Below are 17,007 nucleotides of genomic sequence, written 5' to 3'. Positions count from 1 at the left end.
ATGAGGGGTCGCACCGGTCTTGCCGGGCGACCCCTTCGTCATTCATGGTCGCGCCCAACCCGGCGCAGGCCGGAGAAACCCCTCATCCGACCCGCTCCGCGGGCCACCTTCTCCCGCAAGGGGAGAAGGAAGGAGTTCAATATGCGTCACCTCACCCCCGCCCTCGCCGCCGCCGTCCTGACCCTCGCCGCGGGCTCCGCCGCGAAGGCCGAGGAAGGCATGTGGACCTTCGACAACTTCCCCGTCGCCCGCGCCAACCAGACCCTCGGCACGAACATCGACCAGGCCTGGCTGGACCGGGTGCGGCTGTCGTCGGTGAAGTTCGGCGGCTGTTCGGCTGGACTGGTGTCGGCCGAGGGCCTGGTGATGACCAATAACCACTGCGTCGCCACCTGCGTGGCCAACCTGTCGACGCAGGCGGTGAACTACGCCGAAACCGGCTTCACCCCGCGCAACCGCGAGGAGGAGCTGAAATGCCCCGGCGGCACGGCGGAAATCCTGACCGACATCAGCGACGTGACCGAGCGCATGCATGCCGCCGGCGCCGGGCTGAGCGGTCAGGCCTTCACCCGCGCCCGTGACGCCGAGGCCGGCCGCATCGAACAGGAAGCCTGCGGCGACGACGCCGGGAAGCGCTGTCAGGTGGTGACCCTGTATCGGGGCGGTCAGTTCAAGCTGTACACCTACAAGAAATACTCCGACGTCCGCCTGGCCTTCGCGCCGGAAGACCGGGCGGCCACCTTCGGCGGCGATCTGGACAATTTCAGCTTCCCGCGCTTCGCCATCGATGCGGCCTTTATCCGCCTGTATGAGAACGGCGCCCCGGCGCAGACCCCGACCCATTTCCGCTGGAACGCCGACCGCCCGGTCGAAGGCACGCCGGTCTTCGTCTCGGGCAGCCCCGGTGCGACCCAGCGCCTGCTGACGCAAGACCAATTGTTCAGCGTACGGGACGTGGTCCTGCCGATGGACCAGTTGATCGCGTCCGAACTGCGCGGCCGCCTCATCCGCTATTCCGAGGAGGGCGAGCGTCAGGCCTTCGAGGCGATGGATCCGATCGTGTCGCTGGAGAACACCTACAAGCGCGGGCTCGGCCGGATGCGGGCGCTGACCGACGCGTCGTTCATGGCGATGAAGGCGGAACAGGAGACCGACTTCCGAGGTCGCGCCGAAGCGGGTGTGGGGACGGACAATCCGTGGACCACCCTGACCGGGGTGCAGCCGATCCTGCGCGAGAGCTATCCGGCCTACGCTCTTCTGGAGGGTGGGACCGGCATCGGCACCACGCCGGTGGCGGGCGGTTCGCAGCTGTTCCTGTGGGCGCGGACGTTGGTGCGCGGCGCCCAAGAGCGGGGCAAGCCCTCGGCCGAGCGCCTGCCGGAGTTCGCCGACAGCCGTCTGGCGGGCGTGCAGAGCGGCCTCTTCGCCGAGCGTCCGGTCTATCCGGGGCTGGAACAGGTCCGCATGGAATGGTGGCTGTCCAAGACCCGCGAGTGGCTGACCGTCGATAACGCCAACGTCCGCACCCTTTTGGGCCAGGACTCGCCCGAGCAACTGTCGGCCCGCCTGATCGAGGGTACGACCCTTGCCGATCCGGCGGTGCGGCGCGCCCTGTGGGAAGGCGGCCTGGCCGCCGTCGAGGCGTCGACCGATCCGCTGATCCAGTACCTGCTGCGCATCCAGGAGCCGACCCGTGCGGTTCGCGCCGCCTGGGAGGAGCAGGTGCAGGCCCCGACCGATCGTGCGTCCGAACGCCTCGCGGCCCTGCGCTTCCAGACCTATGGCGACAGCGTCTATCCGGATGCGACCGGCACCCTGCGCCTGACCTACGGCAAGATCGAGGGCACGGACGTTCCGGGCCAGCGGTTCGGGGCCTTCACCACCTTCGACGGCCTGTGGGACCGCGCGACCGGCGCCGCGCCGTTCGATGTCGCGCCCAAGCTGCTGGCCGCGCGCGGTCGCATCGACGGCTCGACGGTGCTGAACATGGCCGTGTCGTCCGACACCATCGGCGGCTCGTCGGGGTCGCCGGTCGTGAATGCGGCGGGCGAAATCCTGGGCGCGAATTTCGACTCCACCGTCCTGACCCAGCGCAACGCCTACGGCTACGACCGCAACGTCAACCGCTCCGTGATCGTGACCACGGGCGCGGTGACCACCGCCCTGCGCGATGTCTACGGCATGGACGGACTGGTGCGGGAACTGGGCGTTCGGTGAGCTGGTGGCTCGTCGCTAGTGGTCAGTGGATCAGGCGGTCATTCGCCGTATAGGCATAAAGAAGCCCCGCACGGCATGCCGGCGGGGCTTCTGTTATTCGCAGGCTGGCGTTTGCAGCGCTGACCAGTCACTCGCCACTCGCCACGCCTTAGAGCTGGCTCATCTTCTGCTGGGCCTTGGAGAAATACTGCCAGCCGGTCCACAGGGTGACGACGGCGGCGAGCCAGGTCAGGGCGACGGCGAAGGTTTCGAAATGACCCTGCCATTCGGGGGTCGTGCCGTCCGGGTTGGTCAGGCCGAAGGCGTCCCACAGCAGGGTCAGTTGCAGGGCGCCGAGCGCGAACATCTGCAGGGTGGTCTTCCACTTGGCCAGCAGGGTGACCGGCAGCTTGACCTTGCCGGCGACGGTTTCGCGCAGGGCCGAGACGGCGAACTCGCGGAACAGGATCAGGCCGCAGGGAATGGCGATCCCCGGCAGGGAGCCGGAGGCCAGAACGCCCAGGATGGCGCCCGTGACCAGCACCTTGTCGGCGATCGGGTCCAGAATGGCGCCCCAACGGGTTGTGGCGTGCCAGCGGCGGGCCAGGAAGCCGTCGACCCAGTCGGTCGAGGCCGCGACGGCGAAGATCCAGAAGGCCCAGACGCCGAAGCTGAGCTGCTGCTCGGGCGACAGGAAGCCGTCCATGAACCCGGGCGCCGCGCCCGCCAGCATCATGAACATCACCACCCCGGCGGCCAGGCGCAGGCCGGTCAGGATGTTGGGGATGGGATTGGCGTGGTGGGTTGGGGTCATCACAGCTTTCCGAAAAGAGGCGTCCCGTGTGCCACGCTTCGCAGGGCGAGGCGAGGCGTCAGAACGGCGCTCAGGTAAGAGGCTCGAACCGCCCCGGCCCCATCAACGCGCGAAGCACGCCATCGGCGATGCCGAAATGCAGGCCGATCAGCTTCAGCGCGCCCGCCGCCTCACGCTCGGCGATCCACGGGAAGGTGCGAAGGTTGTCCAGCGACAGTCGAACCACCGCCTCCTCCGCGGCCTGGCCCTGCTCGTCCTCCGAGACTTCCTCGCAGACGCGGCGCACGACCGGCGCGCCCTGCGCGACCCAGGGCGCGACGAAGTCCTGCACATTGTCGGGCGCGCCGTGGATCATGGCGTTCACCCCGCCGCAGGACGCGTGGCCCATAACGACGATGCGGTCGACGTTCAGCACCTTCACGCCGAACTCCAGCGCGGCCGAGACCCCGTGCAGGTGGCCGTCCGGCTCATAGGGCGGGACCAGATTGGCGACGTTGCGCACCACGAACAACTCGCCCGGCGCCGCATCGAAGATCAGGGCCGGGTCGGCACGGCTGTCGGAACAGGCGACGATGAGGGTGTGCGGTTTTTGCCCCTTGGCGAGCGCTTCATATTCGGCGCGGGCCTCGGGCCAGGTGTCCTTGCGGAAGCGGCGATAGCCGGCTGCGATCTGGTCGGTCATGGGTGCGGTATAGGCGATCGTCTGAAGTTGGGGGAGAGGGCGGAGCGGGTCGGCTCTGCTAGCGACGCCTGCGCGCCGGCGCGTCGATGAGGACAGCCTGTTGCCACCGGCCGGGCGGCTTGTCGGTGCGGTGGATACAGCCGACCCAGCAACAGGGCCGCGTCTTGCCCTCCAGCAGTTCCTCGACTGTGCGTCCGATGCGACGCTGGCGGGTGGCGGGCTGTTTGGCGTCATCGACCCAGCAGATGAATTCGTTGCGTCCCAAGGGCGTCAGACCCTGCCAGAGCGCCAGCACGTCCTCCCGGGATTGCAGGGCGGACTTCAGGTCCTCACCCGCGACGTGGACCGTGCCCTGCGCGAACTCGCTCATGCTGACAGCCTCCCCGCTCGACACCCTATCCTAGCCCCGTGTCTCCGGATGGAAAAATCCGTGAATGCGTTCGGCCAGCGGCTGGTTGATGCCCTCGACCTTGACCAGATCGACCACCGAAGCCCGGCCGACGCCCTTGGCGGAACCGAAGGCATGCAGAAGGGCCTTCTTGCGGCCCGGCCCGACGCCCTCGATCTCGTCGAGCGGGTTCTTCTTGATGTCCATGGAGCGGCGCTTGGCGTGGGCGCCGTTGGCGAAGCGGTGGGCCTCGTCGCGCAGACGCTGGATGTAATACAGCGCCGGCGACTTCAGCGGCATCATGAAGGGCGCCTTGCCCGGCATGAAGAAATGCTCCTTGCCCGCGTCGCGGTCCGGCCCCTTGGCCACGCCGACGGCCAGGATGTCGTCCAGACCCAGATCGGCCAGCACCGCCAGCACCTCGGCCAGTTGACCCGCCCCGCCGTCGATCAGCAACAGGTCCGGGCGTTCGACCTCCTCCCCCTCGTCCTCGTCCTTCACCAGACGGCCGAAGCGGCGGCGCATCACCTCGCGCATCATGCCGTAGTCGTCGCCGGGGGTGAGGTCCTCGCCGCGGATGTTGAACTTGCGGTACTGGTTCTTGCGGAAGCCCTCTGGCCCCGCGACCACCATGCCGCCGACGGCGTTGGTGCCCGAAATGTGGGCGTTGTCGTAGATCTCGATCCGCTCCGGGCGGCTGTCCAGACCGAAGGCCTCGCACACCTCGTCGAGGATTTTCGACTGGGCCGAGCTCTCCGCCATCTTGCGGCCCAGCGCTTCGCGGGCGTTGGTGAGGGCGTGATCGACCAAGGCCTTGCGGTCGCCACGCACGGGCTTTTCGATGCTGACCACCCGACGCCCGTCGTCGATGCGCGCCTTCATCGAAAAGGCCTCCTCCAGCAGTTCCTTCTCGAACGGGACGATGTTGGACAGGATTTGCCGGGGCACCGGCTTGTCCTCGTAGAACTGGCCGAGGAAGGCGGAGAGGATTTCAGGATCGGTGTCGGCCTTGTCCACGCGCGGGAAGTAGGCGCGCCCGCCCCAGTTCTGGCCCCCGCGATAGAAGAAGACCTGCACGCAGGCCTGTCCGCCGTCGGAATGCAGGGCGAAGACGTCGGCTTCCGCCACGCCCTCGGCGCTGACGGAGTTCTCCATCGAGATGGCCGACAGGGCGCGGATGCGGTCGCGGACGCGAGCGGCCTGTTCGAAATCCATATCGTCGGACGCCGCCTGCATCTCGGTCGACAGGCGGCTGATCACGGCCCGTGACTTGCCGCGCAGGAAGGCCTCGGCCTCGTCGACCAGACCCTCGTAATCCTCCAGCGAGATCAGGCCCGTGCAGGGCGCCGAGCAACGCTTGATCTGGTGCAGCATGCAGGGCCGGGTGCGGGTCTCGTAGACGCTGTCCGAGCAGGACCGTAGCAGGAAGGCCTTCTGCAGGGTGGTCAGGGTGCGGTTGACCGCCCAGGTCGAGGCGAAGGGGCCGAAATAGTCGCCCTTGATCGTGTGCGCCCCCCGGTGCTTGCGAACCTGGGGCGCGCGGTGGTCGCGGCGGATCATCAGCTCGGCGAACGACTTGTCGTCGCGCAGCACCACGTTGAAGCGCGGCTTCAGCTTCTTGATGAAGTTGGACTCGAGCAGCAGGGCCTCGGTCTCGGACGCCGTCACCACGAGCTCCATGGAGCGGGTCAGGCTGACCATCAGGCCGATACGCTGGGTGTGAAACCGCCCCTGCGCGTACTGGAGGATGCGCTTCTTGATCGACCGCGCCTTGCCCACATACAGGCAGGTCCCGTCCTCGCCGTACATGCGATAGACGCCCGGCTTGTCGGGCGCGCGCCGGGCCTCATCACGGATCAGGTCGGCGGCCTGAAGCCGCGTCTCCGGCAGCGGCGAATCGGTGGCGGGGGTCTCCTCGGTCATCAGGGGCAATATAGTCGTCCCGGCGCTGCCGCGAAGCGTCAGCAGAGCTCCTGCGCCCGATTCATGATCGGGCCCCGGAATTGATTTCGATTCTAGAAGCGACGAACCATCAGGACGCCGGCGATGACCAGCGCCACGCCCGCCACGCGTCCGAGGTTCATGGGATGCGCCGGGGCGCCGAACGCGCCGAAATGGTCCAGGATCAGGCCGATCAGAAGCTGGCCCGCCACCATCAGGGTGATGGTCAGGGCGACGCCGAGGCGCGGCACGCCCCAGGCCGCCGCCACCACGAAGATCGCGCCATACAGCCCGCCGACCCAGGCGTACCAGGGCAGGTTCCGCGCCGCGACCATGTCCGGCTTGGCCTGCAGGATCACCGCCAGAATGCCCAGCGCGGCCGTCCCCACGGCGAAGGACACGAAAGCCGCGTTCACCGGCGAGCCGACAGCGCCCATCATCTTGGCGTTCGTGGGCGCCTGGAGCGCGGTGGCGCCGCCCGCAAGGACGACGGCGATCATGGACAACAGCATGGGGTTCATGCCGTCACCGCTACCAGCTTGTCGCGCGGCTCGCACCGGTGAAGATTTCCGCCAGCCGGTCCCGCGTCGCGCGGTGGGTGTCGTCGGGCAGGTCGGTCGGATGGAACCAGCCGACGTCGGCGATCTCGCCATGGCTGGAACGGTCAGTCAGGGTGAAACGATCGATCCGGTAAACCAGCACATGGTCGCCCCGGAAGTAGCGCTCGTTGGAGTGGGCGCTGACCAGAACAGGTCGTCTCTCGACGATCAGGCCGGCCTCCTCGCGCATCTCGCGGACCAGGGCCTCCTCGGCGGTCTGGCCGCGCTCGACCCCGCCGCCCGGCAGCCACCAGCCGTGGACATAGGTGTGCTTGACCAGCAGCACCCGCCCGTCTGCGTCAACCGCCACCCCGCGCACACCCAGCGTCATGCCCCGGCTGAGACGGGCGTAGGCGAAGAAGAGGGGCCGCGTGAAGGGCTCGATATGGGTCCGCCAGGTCGTCATCCGGAAACGATAGGCTTTCGCATGGCCTTGAACAGCGGGTGAGGCCGCTTTATTGCCGGTCTCATCAAGGAGCTTTCCATGCTGGCCCTCTACGTCATCCTCGGCTTCGTCGCCGTTCTCGCCCTGATCAACTTCCTCGAGTTCGGCCGGGTTGACTAAGTCCCTCGCCGATCGCGGCGCCGCGCTGGTCACCGGCGGCGGCAAGCGGATCGGCAGGGCGATCTGTCTGGAGCTGGCGCGCGCCGGCTTTGATGTTGTGATCCACTATCGCGGATCGGAAGACGCGGCGCAGGCCGTGGCCGACGCTGTGCGCGCGCTGGGCCGCCGGGCGGCCGCCGTGCAGGGCGACCTGTCGGTGGAGAGCGAGGTCCGGACGGTCGTCCCGGCCGCCGTCGCGGCGCTCGGCCCGCTGGCCGTCCTGGTCAACAACGCCTCCGTGTTTGAGGACGACCGGGTCGGGACCTTGGGGCGCGGAACCTGGGATGCCCATATCGAGACCAATCTGCGGGCGCCCATCGTGCTGGCCGAGGAATTCGCGGCCCAGGCCCCTGACGGCGGCTGCATCATCAACCTGCTGGACCAGCGGGTGCTGAAACCCGACCCCCGCTTCTTCTCCTATGCCCTGTCGCGCAATGGGCTGTGGTGGGCGACGCGGACGATGGCGCAAGCGCTGGCGCCGCGCCTTCGCGTCAACGGCGTCGGCCCCGGGCCGACCCTGCCGTCCATCCACCAGAGCGCCGAGGAATTCGCCGCCGAGGGCGCTGCGGTGCTGCTGCAACGGCCGGGCAGTCCGGAGGCCGTGGCCTCCGCCGTGCGCTGGCTGGTTGAAGCCGACCTCGTTACGGGCCAGATGATCGCCGTCGACGGGGGCCAGCATCTGGCCTGGCAAACCCCGGACATCGTGGAGTAGCCCGTGGCAATCCCGGCCCCCCTTCCCTTTCCGAATACAGGCGCACCTGTTCGCGAAGCCCTGACCGTTTTTGTGCGGGGGCTGGAGGTCGCCGCCGGCATCGGCGTCTACGACCACGAACAGGGACGGCTGCAACGGCTGGTCATCGACGTGACCCTGGAGCTGACGCCCGCGCCGATCGAGCGCCTGGGCGACACCATCAACTACGAAACCGTGGCCGAGGCCGCCCGGAGCATCGTGGCGGCCGGGCATATCGGCCTTGTCGAGACCTTTGCAGAACGACTGGGGCTGGCCATGCTGGAGGACGCCCGCGTCCGACGCTGCACGGTTCGGATCGAGAAGCCGGGCGCGCTCGGCGGCGAGACGGTGCCGGGCTGTGAACTGGTGCTGGCGCGCTGAGGCTCAGCCTGCCGGTTGCGCGGCGCGAGCGGGGCCGTCATACCTGACGACGGACTTGAAGGACCTCCGATGGCCGAACCCGGCGATCCCCAGCACCCTGACGATCACGACGATCATGTCGGCTTCTCCTCGGCGGCTTCGCTGCAGGGGCGTCCGCGCGAATCGGCGCCCGAGCCCGTGGCTGAGCCTGAGCCGACGCCGGAACCCGCGCCGGAGCCGCGACCGGCGGTCAAGGCGCCGCGGGAGCCTGAGCCGGACCTGTTTGATCCACCCGCCCCACGCCCGGTCGTCGCCGCGCCGGAACCGCTCGAGTCCGCGCCGGTCACGCCCGCGCCGGAGCCCGCCCCAGAGCCCGCTCGCCGTCCGGCCGACGCTGATTCGATCTTCAAGCCCTCGCCCGAGTTCACCGGTCGCTCGCGTCATCGCGGCGCCCCGGTGCAGGACCCGCCCGGGGGCGGCATGGGGCTGTATGCCGTCTATGCGCTTATCCTGCTGGCCGTACCGACGCTGGGCGTGTCGGCGATCATCGCCTTGCTGGCCGTGACCGGCCGGCCGGGGCCGGAAGACGCCCTGTCGCGCTCGCACTTCATCTATCAGCAGCGCACCCTGTGGGCCGCCGCCGTGGCCGCGGGCGCGGGCGTGATCCTGCTGGCCGCGCCCTTCGCACTGGGTGTGCCGATCCTGTTCCTGTCGGCCCTTTGGGTCGTGCTGCGCGGCGCCACCGGCGTCTGGAACCTGAAATCGGGCGCCGCCATTTCCAATCCCCGAAGCTGGTGGATCTAGAAGGACGATCTGATGTCAGACCTGCCCCCCGAAGACCGGTCGCCGCGCTATGGCTCCGGAAATTCCGAAGACGGCCGCGTCGCCGCCATGCTGACCTGGGGGCTGTACATCCTGTCCATCCCCAGTGCGAACGTGCTGGTGCTGGTTGGCCTGGTCGTCGCCTATGCCTCGCGCGACAGCGCCAGCGGCCTCGTTCGCGAGCATTTCGAGGCGCAGATCAAACTGTTCTGGTCGGTCTTCTGGTGGACCATCGCCTGCTGGGTGGCCATCGCGGTCAGCGCCGTCCTGTCTGTGCTGCTGATCGGCATTCCCTTCCTGATCCTGTTTGGCGTTCTTTGGCTGCTGATCACCATCTGGTTCACGGTGAAGAGCATCCTCGGCCTGCTGCGCCTGCTGAACAACCAGACGCCCTGAGTCCCCTTCAAGACGACACCCGATGATCCGGCGCGCGACGGGAACACCGTCGTGCGTCGCGGATTGGTTCCGGGACGTTTGACCGACGCCGGTCCTCAGGAGCTCTCACATGTCCACCTTCCGCGACATTCGCGCCGACAACCGTTTCGAGCAGGCGTTCGCCGATGCCGACGGCGAAATGCGTTCGGTTTTCGCCGACTATGCGGTGCAGGGCGACACGCGCGTGATCCTGCATGTCGAGGCGGACCCGGCCCTGCGCGGCGGCGGCGCGGCCGGGCGCTTCATGCAGTCGCTCGCCGCCCATGCGCGGGCCGAGACGCTGAAGCTCCAGCCGCGATGCAGCTATGCCGTGCTGTGGCACCGCCGCCATCCCGAATACAACGACGTGCTGGCCTGAGGCCCGGGGCGGCTCAGCCGCCGCCGTAGCCGCCAATGATGGGCAGCACCTCGCCGGTGATGTAGCTGGAGCACTGGGGCGAGGCGAGGAAGACGTAGGCCGGGGCGATCTCCTCCGGCTGGGCCGGGCGTTTCATCACGGTCTGGGCGCCGAATTCCGAAACGCCCTCGGCGTCCTTGTCCGCGGGGTTCAGCGGGGTCCAGACCGGGCCGGGCGCGACCACGTTCACCCGGATCGCCTTCGGCGCCAGATGCGTGCCCAGCGAGCGAGCGAAGGCATGGATGCCGCCCTTGGTCATCGAATAATCGAGCAGCGCCTCATTGCCCATGATGCCCGTCACCGAGCCGGTCATGACGATGCTGGCGCCCGGCTTCAGATGCGGGACCGCCGCCTTCACCAGGTTGAAATAGCCATACAGGTTGGTCTTCAGCGTCCGGTCGAAATGCTCGAACGTCAGGTCCTCCAGCGCCTCGACATGCTCCTGGAAGGCGGCGTTCGGGACCACGACATCCAGCCGGCCGAAGGCCTCCAGCGTGGCCTTCACCGCGGCGTCCGAGAAGGCGGGGTCGGAAACGTCGCCCTTCAGGATGATGGCCTTGCGTCCCTCCGCCTCGACGGCGGCCCGGGTGTCCTCGGCGTCCCGGTCCTCGTCCAGATGGCAGATGGCGATGTCGCAGCCTTCCCGGGCGAACAGCACGGCCACGGCGCGGCCGATGCCGGAGTCGCCGCCGGTGATGATCGCGGCCATCCCGTCCAGCTTGCCCGACCCCTTCCAGAAGGGGGCTTCGTACATCGGGGCCGGATCAAGCCTGAACTCCTCGCCCGGCTTTTTCTGATGCTGCTTCGGGAAAGGCGGCTCCGGGTATTTGCGGGCCCCGGCCTGCACCGCGCCTTCGGGCTTGTCACCGCCGGAACCCTTGCCGTCGATCTCCGCCTGAATCTCGCGCTCCTGGTCAGCGATGGCGTCGGCGGCGGTTTCGAAACGGTCAGTCATGGCGATCTCCTTGCAACTGGCCGATGAAAGCAGAGGGAGCGCCGACTGTTCCCGCGCATTATCCTGTGCGACCGGCCGCGAGCGCCGGAGGGAGGCGAAATGCCCGAACTGGACATCAACGCGCTGGGCGTGGCGGCGGGGCCGCTGCAAACCTGGGTCCTGCCCGCCCTGCTGGGGCTCGGGCTGGCTTCAGCCACCGGCCTGAGGACTTTCCTGCCCTTGCTCATGCTGGCGCTGGCGGCGCGGTTCGAGGTCTTCGGCGTCAGGCTGATCGATCAGATGGACTGGCTGGTGTCGTGGCCGGCGATCGCCGCGCTGGCGACGGCGACGGTGGCCGAGTTCGCCGGCGACAAGGTGCCCGCCATCGACCACGCCCTGAACGCCGTCGGCTATGTCACGCGCCCGCTCGCCGGCGCGGTGGCGGCGGGCAGTGTGTTCTGGGCGGTCGATCCGACGGCGGCGGCCGTCGCCGGATTGATCGTGGGCGCGCCGACGGCGCTGGCCTTCAACGCCGCCCAGACCGGGGTCCGGATCGGCTCCACGGCCACGACCGGGGGGTTGGGCAATCCGGTCGTCTCCCTGATCGAGGATGTACTCGCCTTCGTCACGGTAATCGTGGCCTTCCTGGCGCCGTTCCTGATCCCGCTGGTGCTGATCGCCCTGGCGGTCATCGTCTTCCGGCTGGCCAATCGCATCCGCGAAGGCGGTGTCCGTCGGGTCAGAGCGCCCGGCTGACGATGGCCTTCAGCGTTTCCGACTTCGAGGGCAGGTCGGAGGCCAGGCGGTTGGCGATCTCCCGCGCGCCGACCGGATAGGCGTCGCCGCCCTCGGCGATCTCGCGCGCCATGTCGGCGGCCTTGATCAGCAGAACCTCCAGGGCCTCGACCTGTTCAACGGCCAGGGCGCGAGCCTCGAGCTGCAGACGCTTGACGCGGTCCGCCGTGGTCTCCGGCTGACGCATCAGGTCATAGACCTCGGCCTGGGCCTGAACGAGGCGCAGATCAGGCTGGGCGGTCGGCGTGCGCTTGGGCATGGCTCTCTCTCCTGCAAAGCCAATGCGGAGTGAGTCCGGCGAGTTCCCACCTTGGCCGTGGGGATGGTCCGGAGAAGCGCTGCTGTGACTTTCACGCCGCAGGGGGCCGGCGGTCAGGCCGCGTCTTCGCGAAGCTCCATCCTGGCCTCGGCTTCGCGGACAGCGTCGACGGCGCGGTCCACGACCTCGATCCCGGCGCCGGACTTCACGCCCTCGACCGTCAGGATCCGGCGGAAGCCACGCGCCCCGGGCCGGCCATGCATGACGCCCAGCAGGTGCCGGGTCATGTGCGCCAGATGCACCCCCTCCTCGAGCCGGGCCAGCAGATAGGGGCGGTAGCGATCCAGCGCCTCGAAGGCGTCCACGTCCGGCGTCGTCGCACCGAACAGGCGGCGGTCGGCCTGCCCCAGCAACGCCGGCTCATGGTAGGCGGCGCGGCCCAACATCACGCCGTCCAGTTGCACGCCGTCGTCGGCGGCCATGTGCGCCTCGGCCTCTTCAAGGGTCGCGATGCCGCCGTTGATGCTGATCGACAGATGCGGACGCTCGCGCTTCAGGCGGCGCACCAGCGCATAGTCCAGCGGCGGCACGTCCCGGTTTTCCTTCGGCGACAGCCCCTTCAGCCAGGCCTTGCGAGCATGGACGATGAAGGTGTCGATGCCGACCGCGGCGCTGGCGTCGACGGTGGCGAACAGGCTGACCGCGGGATCCTGATCGTCGACGCCGATGCGGCATTTGACGGTGGCGGGCACGGTGACCGCCTCGCGGATCGCCGCCATGCAGTCGGCGACCAGGTCCGGTTCGCGCATCAGGCAGGCGCCGAACTTGCCGGACTGGACCCGGTCCGACGGGCAGCCCACGTTCAGATTAATCTCGTCATAGCCATAGGCCTGACCGATCTTGGCCGCCTCGGCCAGTTGCGCCGGGTCCGACCCGCCCAGTTGCAGCGCCACCGGATGTTCGACGGCGTTAAAGCCCAGCAGCTTGTCGCGGTCGCCGTGCACCACCGCGGGGGCCGTCACCATCTCGGTGTACAGCAGGGCCTGCGTGCTCAGCGCCCGGTGGAAGGCGCGGCAGTGCCGGTCGGTCCAGTCCATCATGGGCGCGACGGAGAGGCGGCGGTTGGGAGCGAGCGGATCGGACAAGCGGCGGACCTGCGGTGAACAAGGCGGCGGCTTTTACGCCATCCGGGCCACAAACGCGACCGTCCGGCTCGCGCGGCCCCAAAGGTCTGGCGACCGTGGGGTGTTTAATGGACCTCTGACATGGCCTCTGCGACCGATCCCGACATTCTTCTGACCGGCGCGATCAGGCGCCGGACTTCTCGCGCTCGTCCTCTTCCTCCAGCGCATCGGCGGCTTCCTCGTTGAGGGCCCGACCTTCGCGATGCGGCTTGATGTAGGGCTCCGGCCGGGTGGTGCGGATGTTTCCCCGCATCAGCGAACGCCCGCCGGTGATGCCCTCGACCATCTGGATCGACAGCCGCTCCTCGTCGCGACGGCGGACGTCCTCGATGGTCTCCTCGGCCTGCTGGTGGGTGAAGCCCAGGTCGATCAGCACCTGATAGCCGAACACCAGTGCGCTCTCGAAGGTCTCGCGCAGCTGATACTCGACGCCCGCCTGCACCAGACGGATGGCATGGCCGCGATCGTAGGCGCGGACGAACAGCTTGGTCAGCGGGAACTCGGCCTTGACCAGTTCCACGATCTTGTCGGCGTCTGCCTGTTTGTCGACGCAGACCAGAATGGTCTCGGCCTTTTCGGCCCCGGACGCGCGCAGCACGTCCAGCCGGGTGCCGTCGCCGTAGTAGACCTTGAAGCCGAAATTCCCGGCGGCCTGGATCATCTCCACATCCATGTCGATGATCGAGACGTCCACGTCACGGGCCAGCAGGGGCTGGGACACGACCTGGGCGAAGCGGCCGAAGCCGATGATCAGAACACGCTCCCGCAGATTGCGGGCCTTGTCGACGCCCTCCGCATCCTCGGGGTTGAGGGTCGAGGCGGGCATCAGGCGGCTGACCAGAATGCTGGTGATCGGCGTCAGCATCATCGACAGGATGACCACCGCGCTGGCGATGGCGGAGATACGGGCGTCAAACACCCCGGTCGCCAGAGCGGCGGCGTACAGCACGAAGGCGAACTCCCCGCCCTGCGCGAACAGCACGGCCCGCTCCACCGCCTCACGCTCGCTGGCCTTGAAGATGCGGGCCACGCCGTAGATGGCCACGGCCTTCACCGCCATGAAGGCGACCACGCCGCCGACCACCACGCGCCAGTCGGCGAACACCACCGCCAGATCCAGCGACATGCCGACGCTGAGGAAGAACAGGCCGAGCAGGATGGCGCGGAAGGGCTCCACGTCCGCTTCCAGCTGGTGCCGGAAGGTGGACTCGGACATCAGCACCCCGGCCAGGAAGGCGCCCATGGCCATCGACAAGCCGCCGAGGTCCATCAGCCAGGCCGCTCCGACCACGACCAGCAGGGCCGCCGCCGTCATCACCTCGCGACCGCCGTAGCGCGCCAGCAGGCGGAAGATCGGGTTGATCAGGAACTTGCCCGCCAGGAAGACGATGGCCACCGCGCCGATGGCCAGACCGACGGTCCGCCACAGGGGCGGCGCAGCCTCTCCCGCCAGCCCCATGACCGAGGCCATCACCGCCACCACCGCCAGCAAGGGTACGATGGCGAGGTCTTCGAGCAGCAGGATGGAAATGGCGCGCTGGCCCTGGGGCGCGGCCATCTCGCCGCGTTCATCCAGCATCTGCATGATGACCGCCGTGGAGCTGAGCACAAAGCCCATGGCCGCCACGAAGGCGACCGGGATGCTGAGCCCCGCCGCCATGCCGGTGAATGTCAGCAGAACGCCCGCCGCCAGCACCTGCGCCGCGCCCAGACCGAAGATGTCCTTTCGCAGGCTCCACAGGCGGCTTGGACGCATCTCCAGCCCGATAATGAACAGGAAGATGACCACCCCGAACTCGGCGACATGAAGGATGGTCTCGGGCTCGGTAAACAGGCCGACGCCGAAGGGACCGATGGCCAGACCCGCGGCCAGATAACCCAGCACCGAGCCCAGTTGCAGCCGCCGGAACAGGGGCACGGCCACCACGCCCGCGGCCAGCAGGGCCGCGACGTGCCCAAGCTCAAGTCCGCCCGTCGCATCGGCCATGCGTGATCCCCGTGTCAGTCGAGGCCCCATAGTGGGGAAGGACGCCCTGAATCGCCACCCCGTAACGTCAGGCTTCGTCAGGCTTCGTCAGGCCCCGCCGCCACAGTTTGGACCGAGGATGGCTCGCCAGATGGCAGGACCAGCAAGGGAGACACGACATGAGCCGACGCATGCTGAAGCCAACGATCGCCGTGGCGGCGCTGATGGCGACCGGCCTTGCCGCCTGCGCGCCGGGCGAGGCCGGCTATATCCCGCCGCCGACCCAGGTCGGCGAGGTGGTCGTCACCGGCAGCCGGATCAGCCGCAACGACAGCGCCGCCGCATCACGCCCGGCCAGTCCCCCGAGCGCCTATCCAGCGCCGCCTCCTCCGCCGCCGCCCCCGATGCCCGATACCGAGCGGTATCCGGACGCCCTGCCCAATCCGGTCCGCCGCGTGGTCGAGGAGCCGGTGTCGACCTTCTCCATCGATGTCGACACGGCCAGCTATTCGAACGTCCGGCGCTTTCTGGACAACGGGACCCGCCCGCCGGTCGACGCGATCCGGCTGGAGGAGATGATCAACTATTTCGACTACGGCTATGCGCGGCCGCGGTCGGGAAGCGAGCCGTTCGCGATCAGCACCACCGTCGCCGCCGCGCCCTGGGCGCCCGGGCGGCAGATCGTGCACATCGGCTTGCAGGGCTATGAGTTGCCGGCGGGCGAGCGGCGGCCCCTGAACCTGACCTTCATGGTCGATGTGTCGGGGTCGATGATGACGCCGGACAAGCTCGCCCTGGCGCAGCAGTCGATGAACCTGATCATCGACCGCCTGCGGCCCGAGGACCGGGTGGCCATCACCACCTATGCCTCCGGCGCCGCCGTCGTCCTGCCACCGACGTCGGGCGATCAGAAGCCGGCGCTGCGAGCCGCCGTGGCCGGACTGCGCGCCGGCGGCGGCACCGCCGGGGCCCAAGGCATGATCACCGCCTACCAGCAGGCGGAAGCCGCCTTCGGCAAGGACAAGGTCAACCGCATCCTGATGTTCACGGACGGCGACTTCAATGTCGGTACGACCGAGAACCAACGGCTGGAGGACTATGTCGCCGCCAAACGCGAAACCGGCATCTACCTGTCCGTCTACGGCTTCGGCCGGGGCAACTATCAGGACGCCCGGATGCAGGTGATCGCCCAGGCGGGCAACGGGACCGCAGCCTATGTCGATGACCTGAACGAGGCGCGCCGTCTGTTCGGTCCGATGTTCGACCGGGGCGCCTTCCCCATCGCCGACGATGTGAAGATCCAGGTCGAGTTCAACCCGGCGCGTGTCTCGGAATACCGCCTGATCGGCTACGAGACCCGCTTGCTGAACGAGGCGGACTTCAACAATGACCGCGTCGATGCCGGCGAGGTCGGGTCCGGCGCGTCCGTGACCGCCATCTACGAAATCACCCCCGTCGGCGGGCCCAGCCAGATCCCGGAGCGCCGCTATGACCAGAACAGGATCGGCGTGGGCGGCGGCGACCCTACCGGCGAGATCGGCTTCGTGCAGGTGCGCTACAAACTGCCTGGCGAAACGGAGTCGCGCCTGATCCAGCGCGTGGTTTCGAACGGCGGTCAGCAGCCCCGCTCGACCCAGCCGCCGGAGAACACCCGCTGGGCGCTGGCGGTCGCGGCCTTCGGCCAACGGCTGCGCGGCGATCCCTGGATGCCCGCCGACTACGGCTGGGCGCAAATTCTCGAGCAGGCGCAAGGCGCGCGCGGCGACGATCCCTACGGCGAGCGGGCCGAGTTCGTTCAGCTGATCCGCGCCGCACAAAACCTACCCGCCCGGACGGCGCCGTAGCCGCTTTCCGCCATCCCGGCGCGTCATCCCCATGGCGCGCCGGGGCGGTTTTGGGCA

The 17,007-nt window shown here is 68.5% G+C and carries 18 protein-coding genes; 8 read left to right on the top strand and 10 right to left on the bottom strand.

The window, feature by feature from the left end:
- Nucleotides 1–141: 141 nt before the first annotated feature.
- The gene (locus ACW174_RS09515) at nt 142–2,217 is read left to right on the top strand and encodes a S46 family peptidase (RefSeq protein WP_492014189.1); all 2,076 of its coding nucleotides are present in this window, start codon (nt 142–144) and stop codon (nt 2,215–2,217) included.
- A 148-nt stretch (nt 2,218–2,365) separates the two neighbouring features.
- Here the strand turns inward: ACW174_RS09515 and pgsA are convergent, their stop codons facing one another.
- The 6 genes from pgsA to ACW174_RS09485 all read right to left on the bottom strand — a co-directional run bounded on the left by pgsA (nt 2,366) and on the right by ACW174_RS09485 (nt 7,026).
- On the bottom strand, nt 2,366–3,010 hold the full coding sequence (gene pgsA / locus ACW174_RS09510) for a CDP-diacylglycerol--glycerol-3-phosphate 3-phosphatidyltransferase (protein ID WP_492014188.1): 645 nt from the start codon (nt 3,008–3,010) through the stop codon (nt 2,366–2,368).
- Between the two features lie 70 nt (nt 3,011–3,080).
- Nucleotides 3,081–3,692 (bottom strand): carbonic anhydrase, encoded by a 612-nt coding sequence (locus tag ACW174_RS09505; protein ID WP_492014187.1) that lies wholly within the window; start codon nt 3,690–3,692, stop codon nt 3,081–3,083.
- Between the two features lie 58 nt (nt 3,693–3,750).
- On the bottom strand, nt 3,751–4,062 hold the full coding sequence (locus ACW174_RS09500; protein WP_492014186.1) for a YdeI/OmpD-associated family protein: 312 nt from the start codon (nt 4,060–4,062) through the stop codon (nt 3,751–3,753).
- Nucleotides 4,063–4,092: 30 nt separating this feature from the next.
- On the bottom strand, nt 4,093–6,003 hold the full coding sequence (gene uvrC / locus ACW174_RS09495) for an excinuclease ABC subunit UvrC (RefSeq protein WP_492014185.1): 1,911 nt from the start codon (nt 6,001–6,003) through the stop codon (nt 4,093–4,095).
- 92 nt (nt 6,004–6,095) lie between these two features.
- Nucleotides 6,096–6,533: a DMT family transporter gene (locus ACW174_RS09490; protein WP_492014184.1), complete on the bottom strand. Its 438-nt coding sequence runs from the start codon at nt 6,531–6,533 to the stop codon at nt 6,096–6,098.
- Between the two features lie 19 nt (nt 6,534–6,552).
- Complete coding sequence (locus ACW174_RS09485; protein WP_492014183.1) at nt 6,553–7,026, bottom strand: NUDIX domain-containing protein; 474 nt, start codon at nt 7,024–7,026, stop codon at nt 6,553–6,555.
- 151 nt (nt 7,027–7,177) lie between these two features.
- Between ACW174_RS09485 and ACW174_RS09480 the strand changes: the two genes are divergently transcribed.
- The 5 genes from ACW174_RS09480 (at nt 7,178) to ACW174_RS09460 (ending at nt 9,929) form a co-directional block, all read left to right on the top strand.
- Nucleotides 7,178–7,936: an SDR family oxidoreductase gene (locus tag ACW174_RS09480; protein WP_492014182.1), complete on the top strand. Its 759-nt coding sequence runs from the start codon at nt 7,178–7,180 to the stop codon at nt 7,934–7,936.
- 9 nt (nt 7,937–7,945) lie between these two features.
- A complete protein-coding gene (folB, locus tag ACW174_RS09475) occupies nt 7,946–8,335 on the top strand; it encodes a dihydroneopterin aldolase (RefSeq protein ID WP_492017265.1) in 390 nt (129 codons plus the stop codon).
- A 69-nt stretch (nt 8,336–8,404) separates the two neighbouring features.
- Complete coding sequence (locus ACW174_RS09470; RefSeq protein ID WP_492014181.1) at nt 8,405–9,118, top strand: hypothetical protein; 714 nt, start codon at nt 8,405–8,407, stop codon at nt 9,116–9,118.
- A 12-nt stretch (nt 9,119–9,130) separates the two neighbouring features.
- A complete protein-coding gene (locus ACW174_RS09465) occupies nt 9,131–9,532 on the top strand; it encodes a hypothetical protein (RefSeq protein WP_492014180.1) in 402 nt (133 codons plus the stop codon).
- A 109-nt stretch (nt 9,533–9,641) separates the two neighbouring features.
- Nucleotides 9,642–9,929, top strand: coding sequence for a GNAT family N-acetyltransferase (locus ACW174_RS09460; protein WP_492014179.1), 288 nt, complete (start codon nt 9,642–9,644; stop codon nt 9,927–9,929).
- A 13-nt stretch (nt 9,930–9,942) separates the two neighbouring features.
- Here ACW174_RS09460 and ACW174_RS09455 read toward each other — a convergent pair whose 3' ends face one another.
- Entirely contained in the window at nt 9,943–10,923 is a 981-nt protein-coding gene (locus tag ACW174_RS09455) for an SDR family oxidoreductase (protein WP_492014178.1), read from the bottom strand.
- Between the two features lie 99 nt (nt 10,924–11,022).
- On the opposite strand from ACW174_RS09455, the gene ACW174_RS09450 reads away from it, so the two are divergent.
- Nucleotides 11,023–11,658, top strand: coding sequence for a DUF4126 domain-containing protein (locus ACW174_RS09450; RefSeq protein WP_492014177.1), 636 nt, complete (start codon nt 11,023–11,025; stop codon nt 11,656–11,658).
- On the opposite strand, the gene ACW174_RS09445 is transcribed toward ACW174_RS09450, so the two are convergent.
- From ACW174_RS09445 to ACW174_RS09435, 3 genes are all read right to left on the bottom strand, one after another.
- Nucleotides 11,642–11,956: a hypothetical protein gene (locus tag ACW174_RS09445; RefSeq protein ID WP_492014176.1), complete on the bottom strand. Its 315-nt coding sequence runs from the start codon at nt 11,954–11,956 to the stop codon at nt 11,642–11,644. The two genes, ACW174_RS09450 and ACW174_RS09445, sit on opposite strands and share 17 nt — an antisense overlap.
- Nucleotides 11,957–12,069: 113 nt before the next feature.
- Entirely contained in the window at nt 12,070–13,056 is a 987-nt protein-coding gene (dusA, locus tag ACW174_RS09440) for a tRNA dihydrouridine(20/20a) synthase DusA (protein WP_492017264.1), read from the bottom strand.
- Nucleotides 13,057–13,264: 208 nt separating this feature from the next.
- The gene (locus ACW174_RS09435; RefSeq protein WP_492014175.1) at nt 13,265–15,127 is read right to left on the bottom strand and encodes a monovalent cation:proton antiporter-2 (CPA2) family protein; all 1,863 of its coding nucleotides are present in this window, start codon (nt 15,125–15,127) and stop codon (nt 13,265–13,267) included.
- A 158-nt stretch (nt 15,128–15,285) separates the two neighbouring features.
- Here ACW174_RS09435 and ACW174_RS09430 point away from each other — a divergent pair, with 158 nt between their 5' ends.
- Nucleotides 15,286–16,950: a vWA domain-containing protein gene (locus ACW174_RS09430; RefSeq protein WP_492014174.1), complete on the top strand. Its 1,665-nt coding sequence runs from the start codon at nt 15,286–15,288 to the stop codon at nt 16,948–16,950.
- Nucleotides 16,951–17,007: the final 57 nt, after the last annotated feature.

This window comes from Brevundimonas sp. AVps31 (genome assembly GCF_058681355.1).
Note: the sequence above shows the minus strand (reverse complement) of the source record. Positions and strands in the feature narration are given on the sequence as shown.

Bases quoted from the DNA above. Each gene is read 5' to 3' on its own strand.
- ACW174_RS09515 (WP_492014189.1), top strand. From the start codon at position 142: ATGCGTCACCTCACCCCCGCCCTCGCCGCCGCCGTCCTGACCCTCGCC.
- pgsA (WP_492014188.1), bottom strand. From the start codon at position 3,010: ATGACCCCAACCCACCACGCCAATCCCATCCCCAACATCCTGACCGGC.
- ACW174_RS09505 (WP_492014187.1), bottom strand. From the start codon at position 3,692: ATGACCGACCAGATCGCAGCCGGCTATCGCCGCTTCCGCAAGGACACC.
- ACW174_RS09500 (WP_492014186.1), bottom strand. From the start codon at position 4,062: ATGAGCGAGTTCGCGCAGGGCACGGTCCACGTCGCGGGTGAGGACCTG.
- uvrC (WP_492014185.1), bottom strand. From the start codon at position 6,003: ATGACCGAGGAGACCCCCGCCACCGATTCGCCGCTGCCGGAGACGCGG.
- ACW174_RS09490 (WP_492014184.1), bottom strand. From the start codon at position 6,533: ATGCTGTTGTCCATGATCGCCGTCGTCCTTGCGGGCGGCGCCACCGCG.
- ACW174_RS09485 (WP_492014183.1), bottom strand. From the start codon at position 7,026: ATGACGACCTGGCGGACCCATATCGAGCCCTTCACGCGGCCCCTCTTC.
- ACW174_RS09470 (WP_492014181.1), top strand. From the start codon at position 8,405: ATGGCCGAACCCGGCGATCCCCAGCACCCTGACGATCACGACGATCAT.
- ACW174_RS09465 (WP_492014180.1), top strand. From the start codon at position 9,131: ATGTCAGACCTGCCCCCCGAAGACCGGTCGCCGCGCTATGGCTCCGGA.
- ACW174_RS09460 (WP_492014179.1), top strand. From the start codon at position 9,642: ATGTCCACCTTCCGCGACATTCGCGCCGACAACCGTTTCGAGCAGGCG.
- ACW174_RS09455 (WP_492014178.1), bottom strand. From the start codon at position 10,923: ATGACTGACCGTTTCGAAACCGCCGCCGACGCCATCGCTGACCAGGAG.
- ACW174_RS09450 (WP_492014177.1), top strand. From the start codon at position 11,023: ATGCCCGAACTGGACATCAACGCGCTGGGCGTGGCGGCGGGGCCGCTG.
- ACW174_RS09445 (WP_492014176.1), bottom strand. From the start codon at position 11,956: ATGCCCAAGCGCACGCCGACCGCCCAGCCTGATCTGCGCCTCGTTCAG.
- dusA (WP_492017264.1), bottom strand. From the start codon at position 13,056: ATGATGGACTGGACCGACCGGCACTGCCGCGCCTTCCACCGGGCGCTG.
- ACW174_RS09435 (WP_492014175.1), bottom strand. From the start codon at position 15,127: ATGGCCGATGCGACGGGCGGACTTGAGCTTGGGCACGTCGCGGCCCTG.
- ACW174_RS09430 (WP_492014174.1), top strand. From the start codon at position 15,286: ATGAGCCGACGCATGCTGAAGCCAACGATCGCCGTGGCGGCGCTGATG.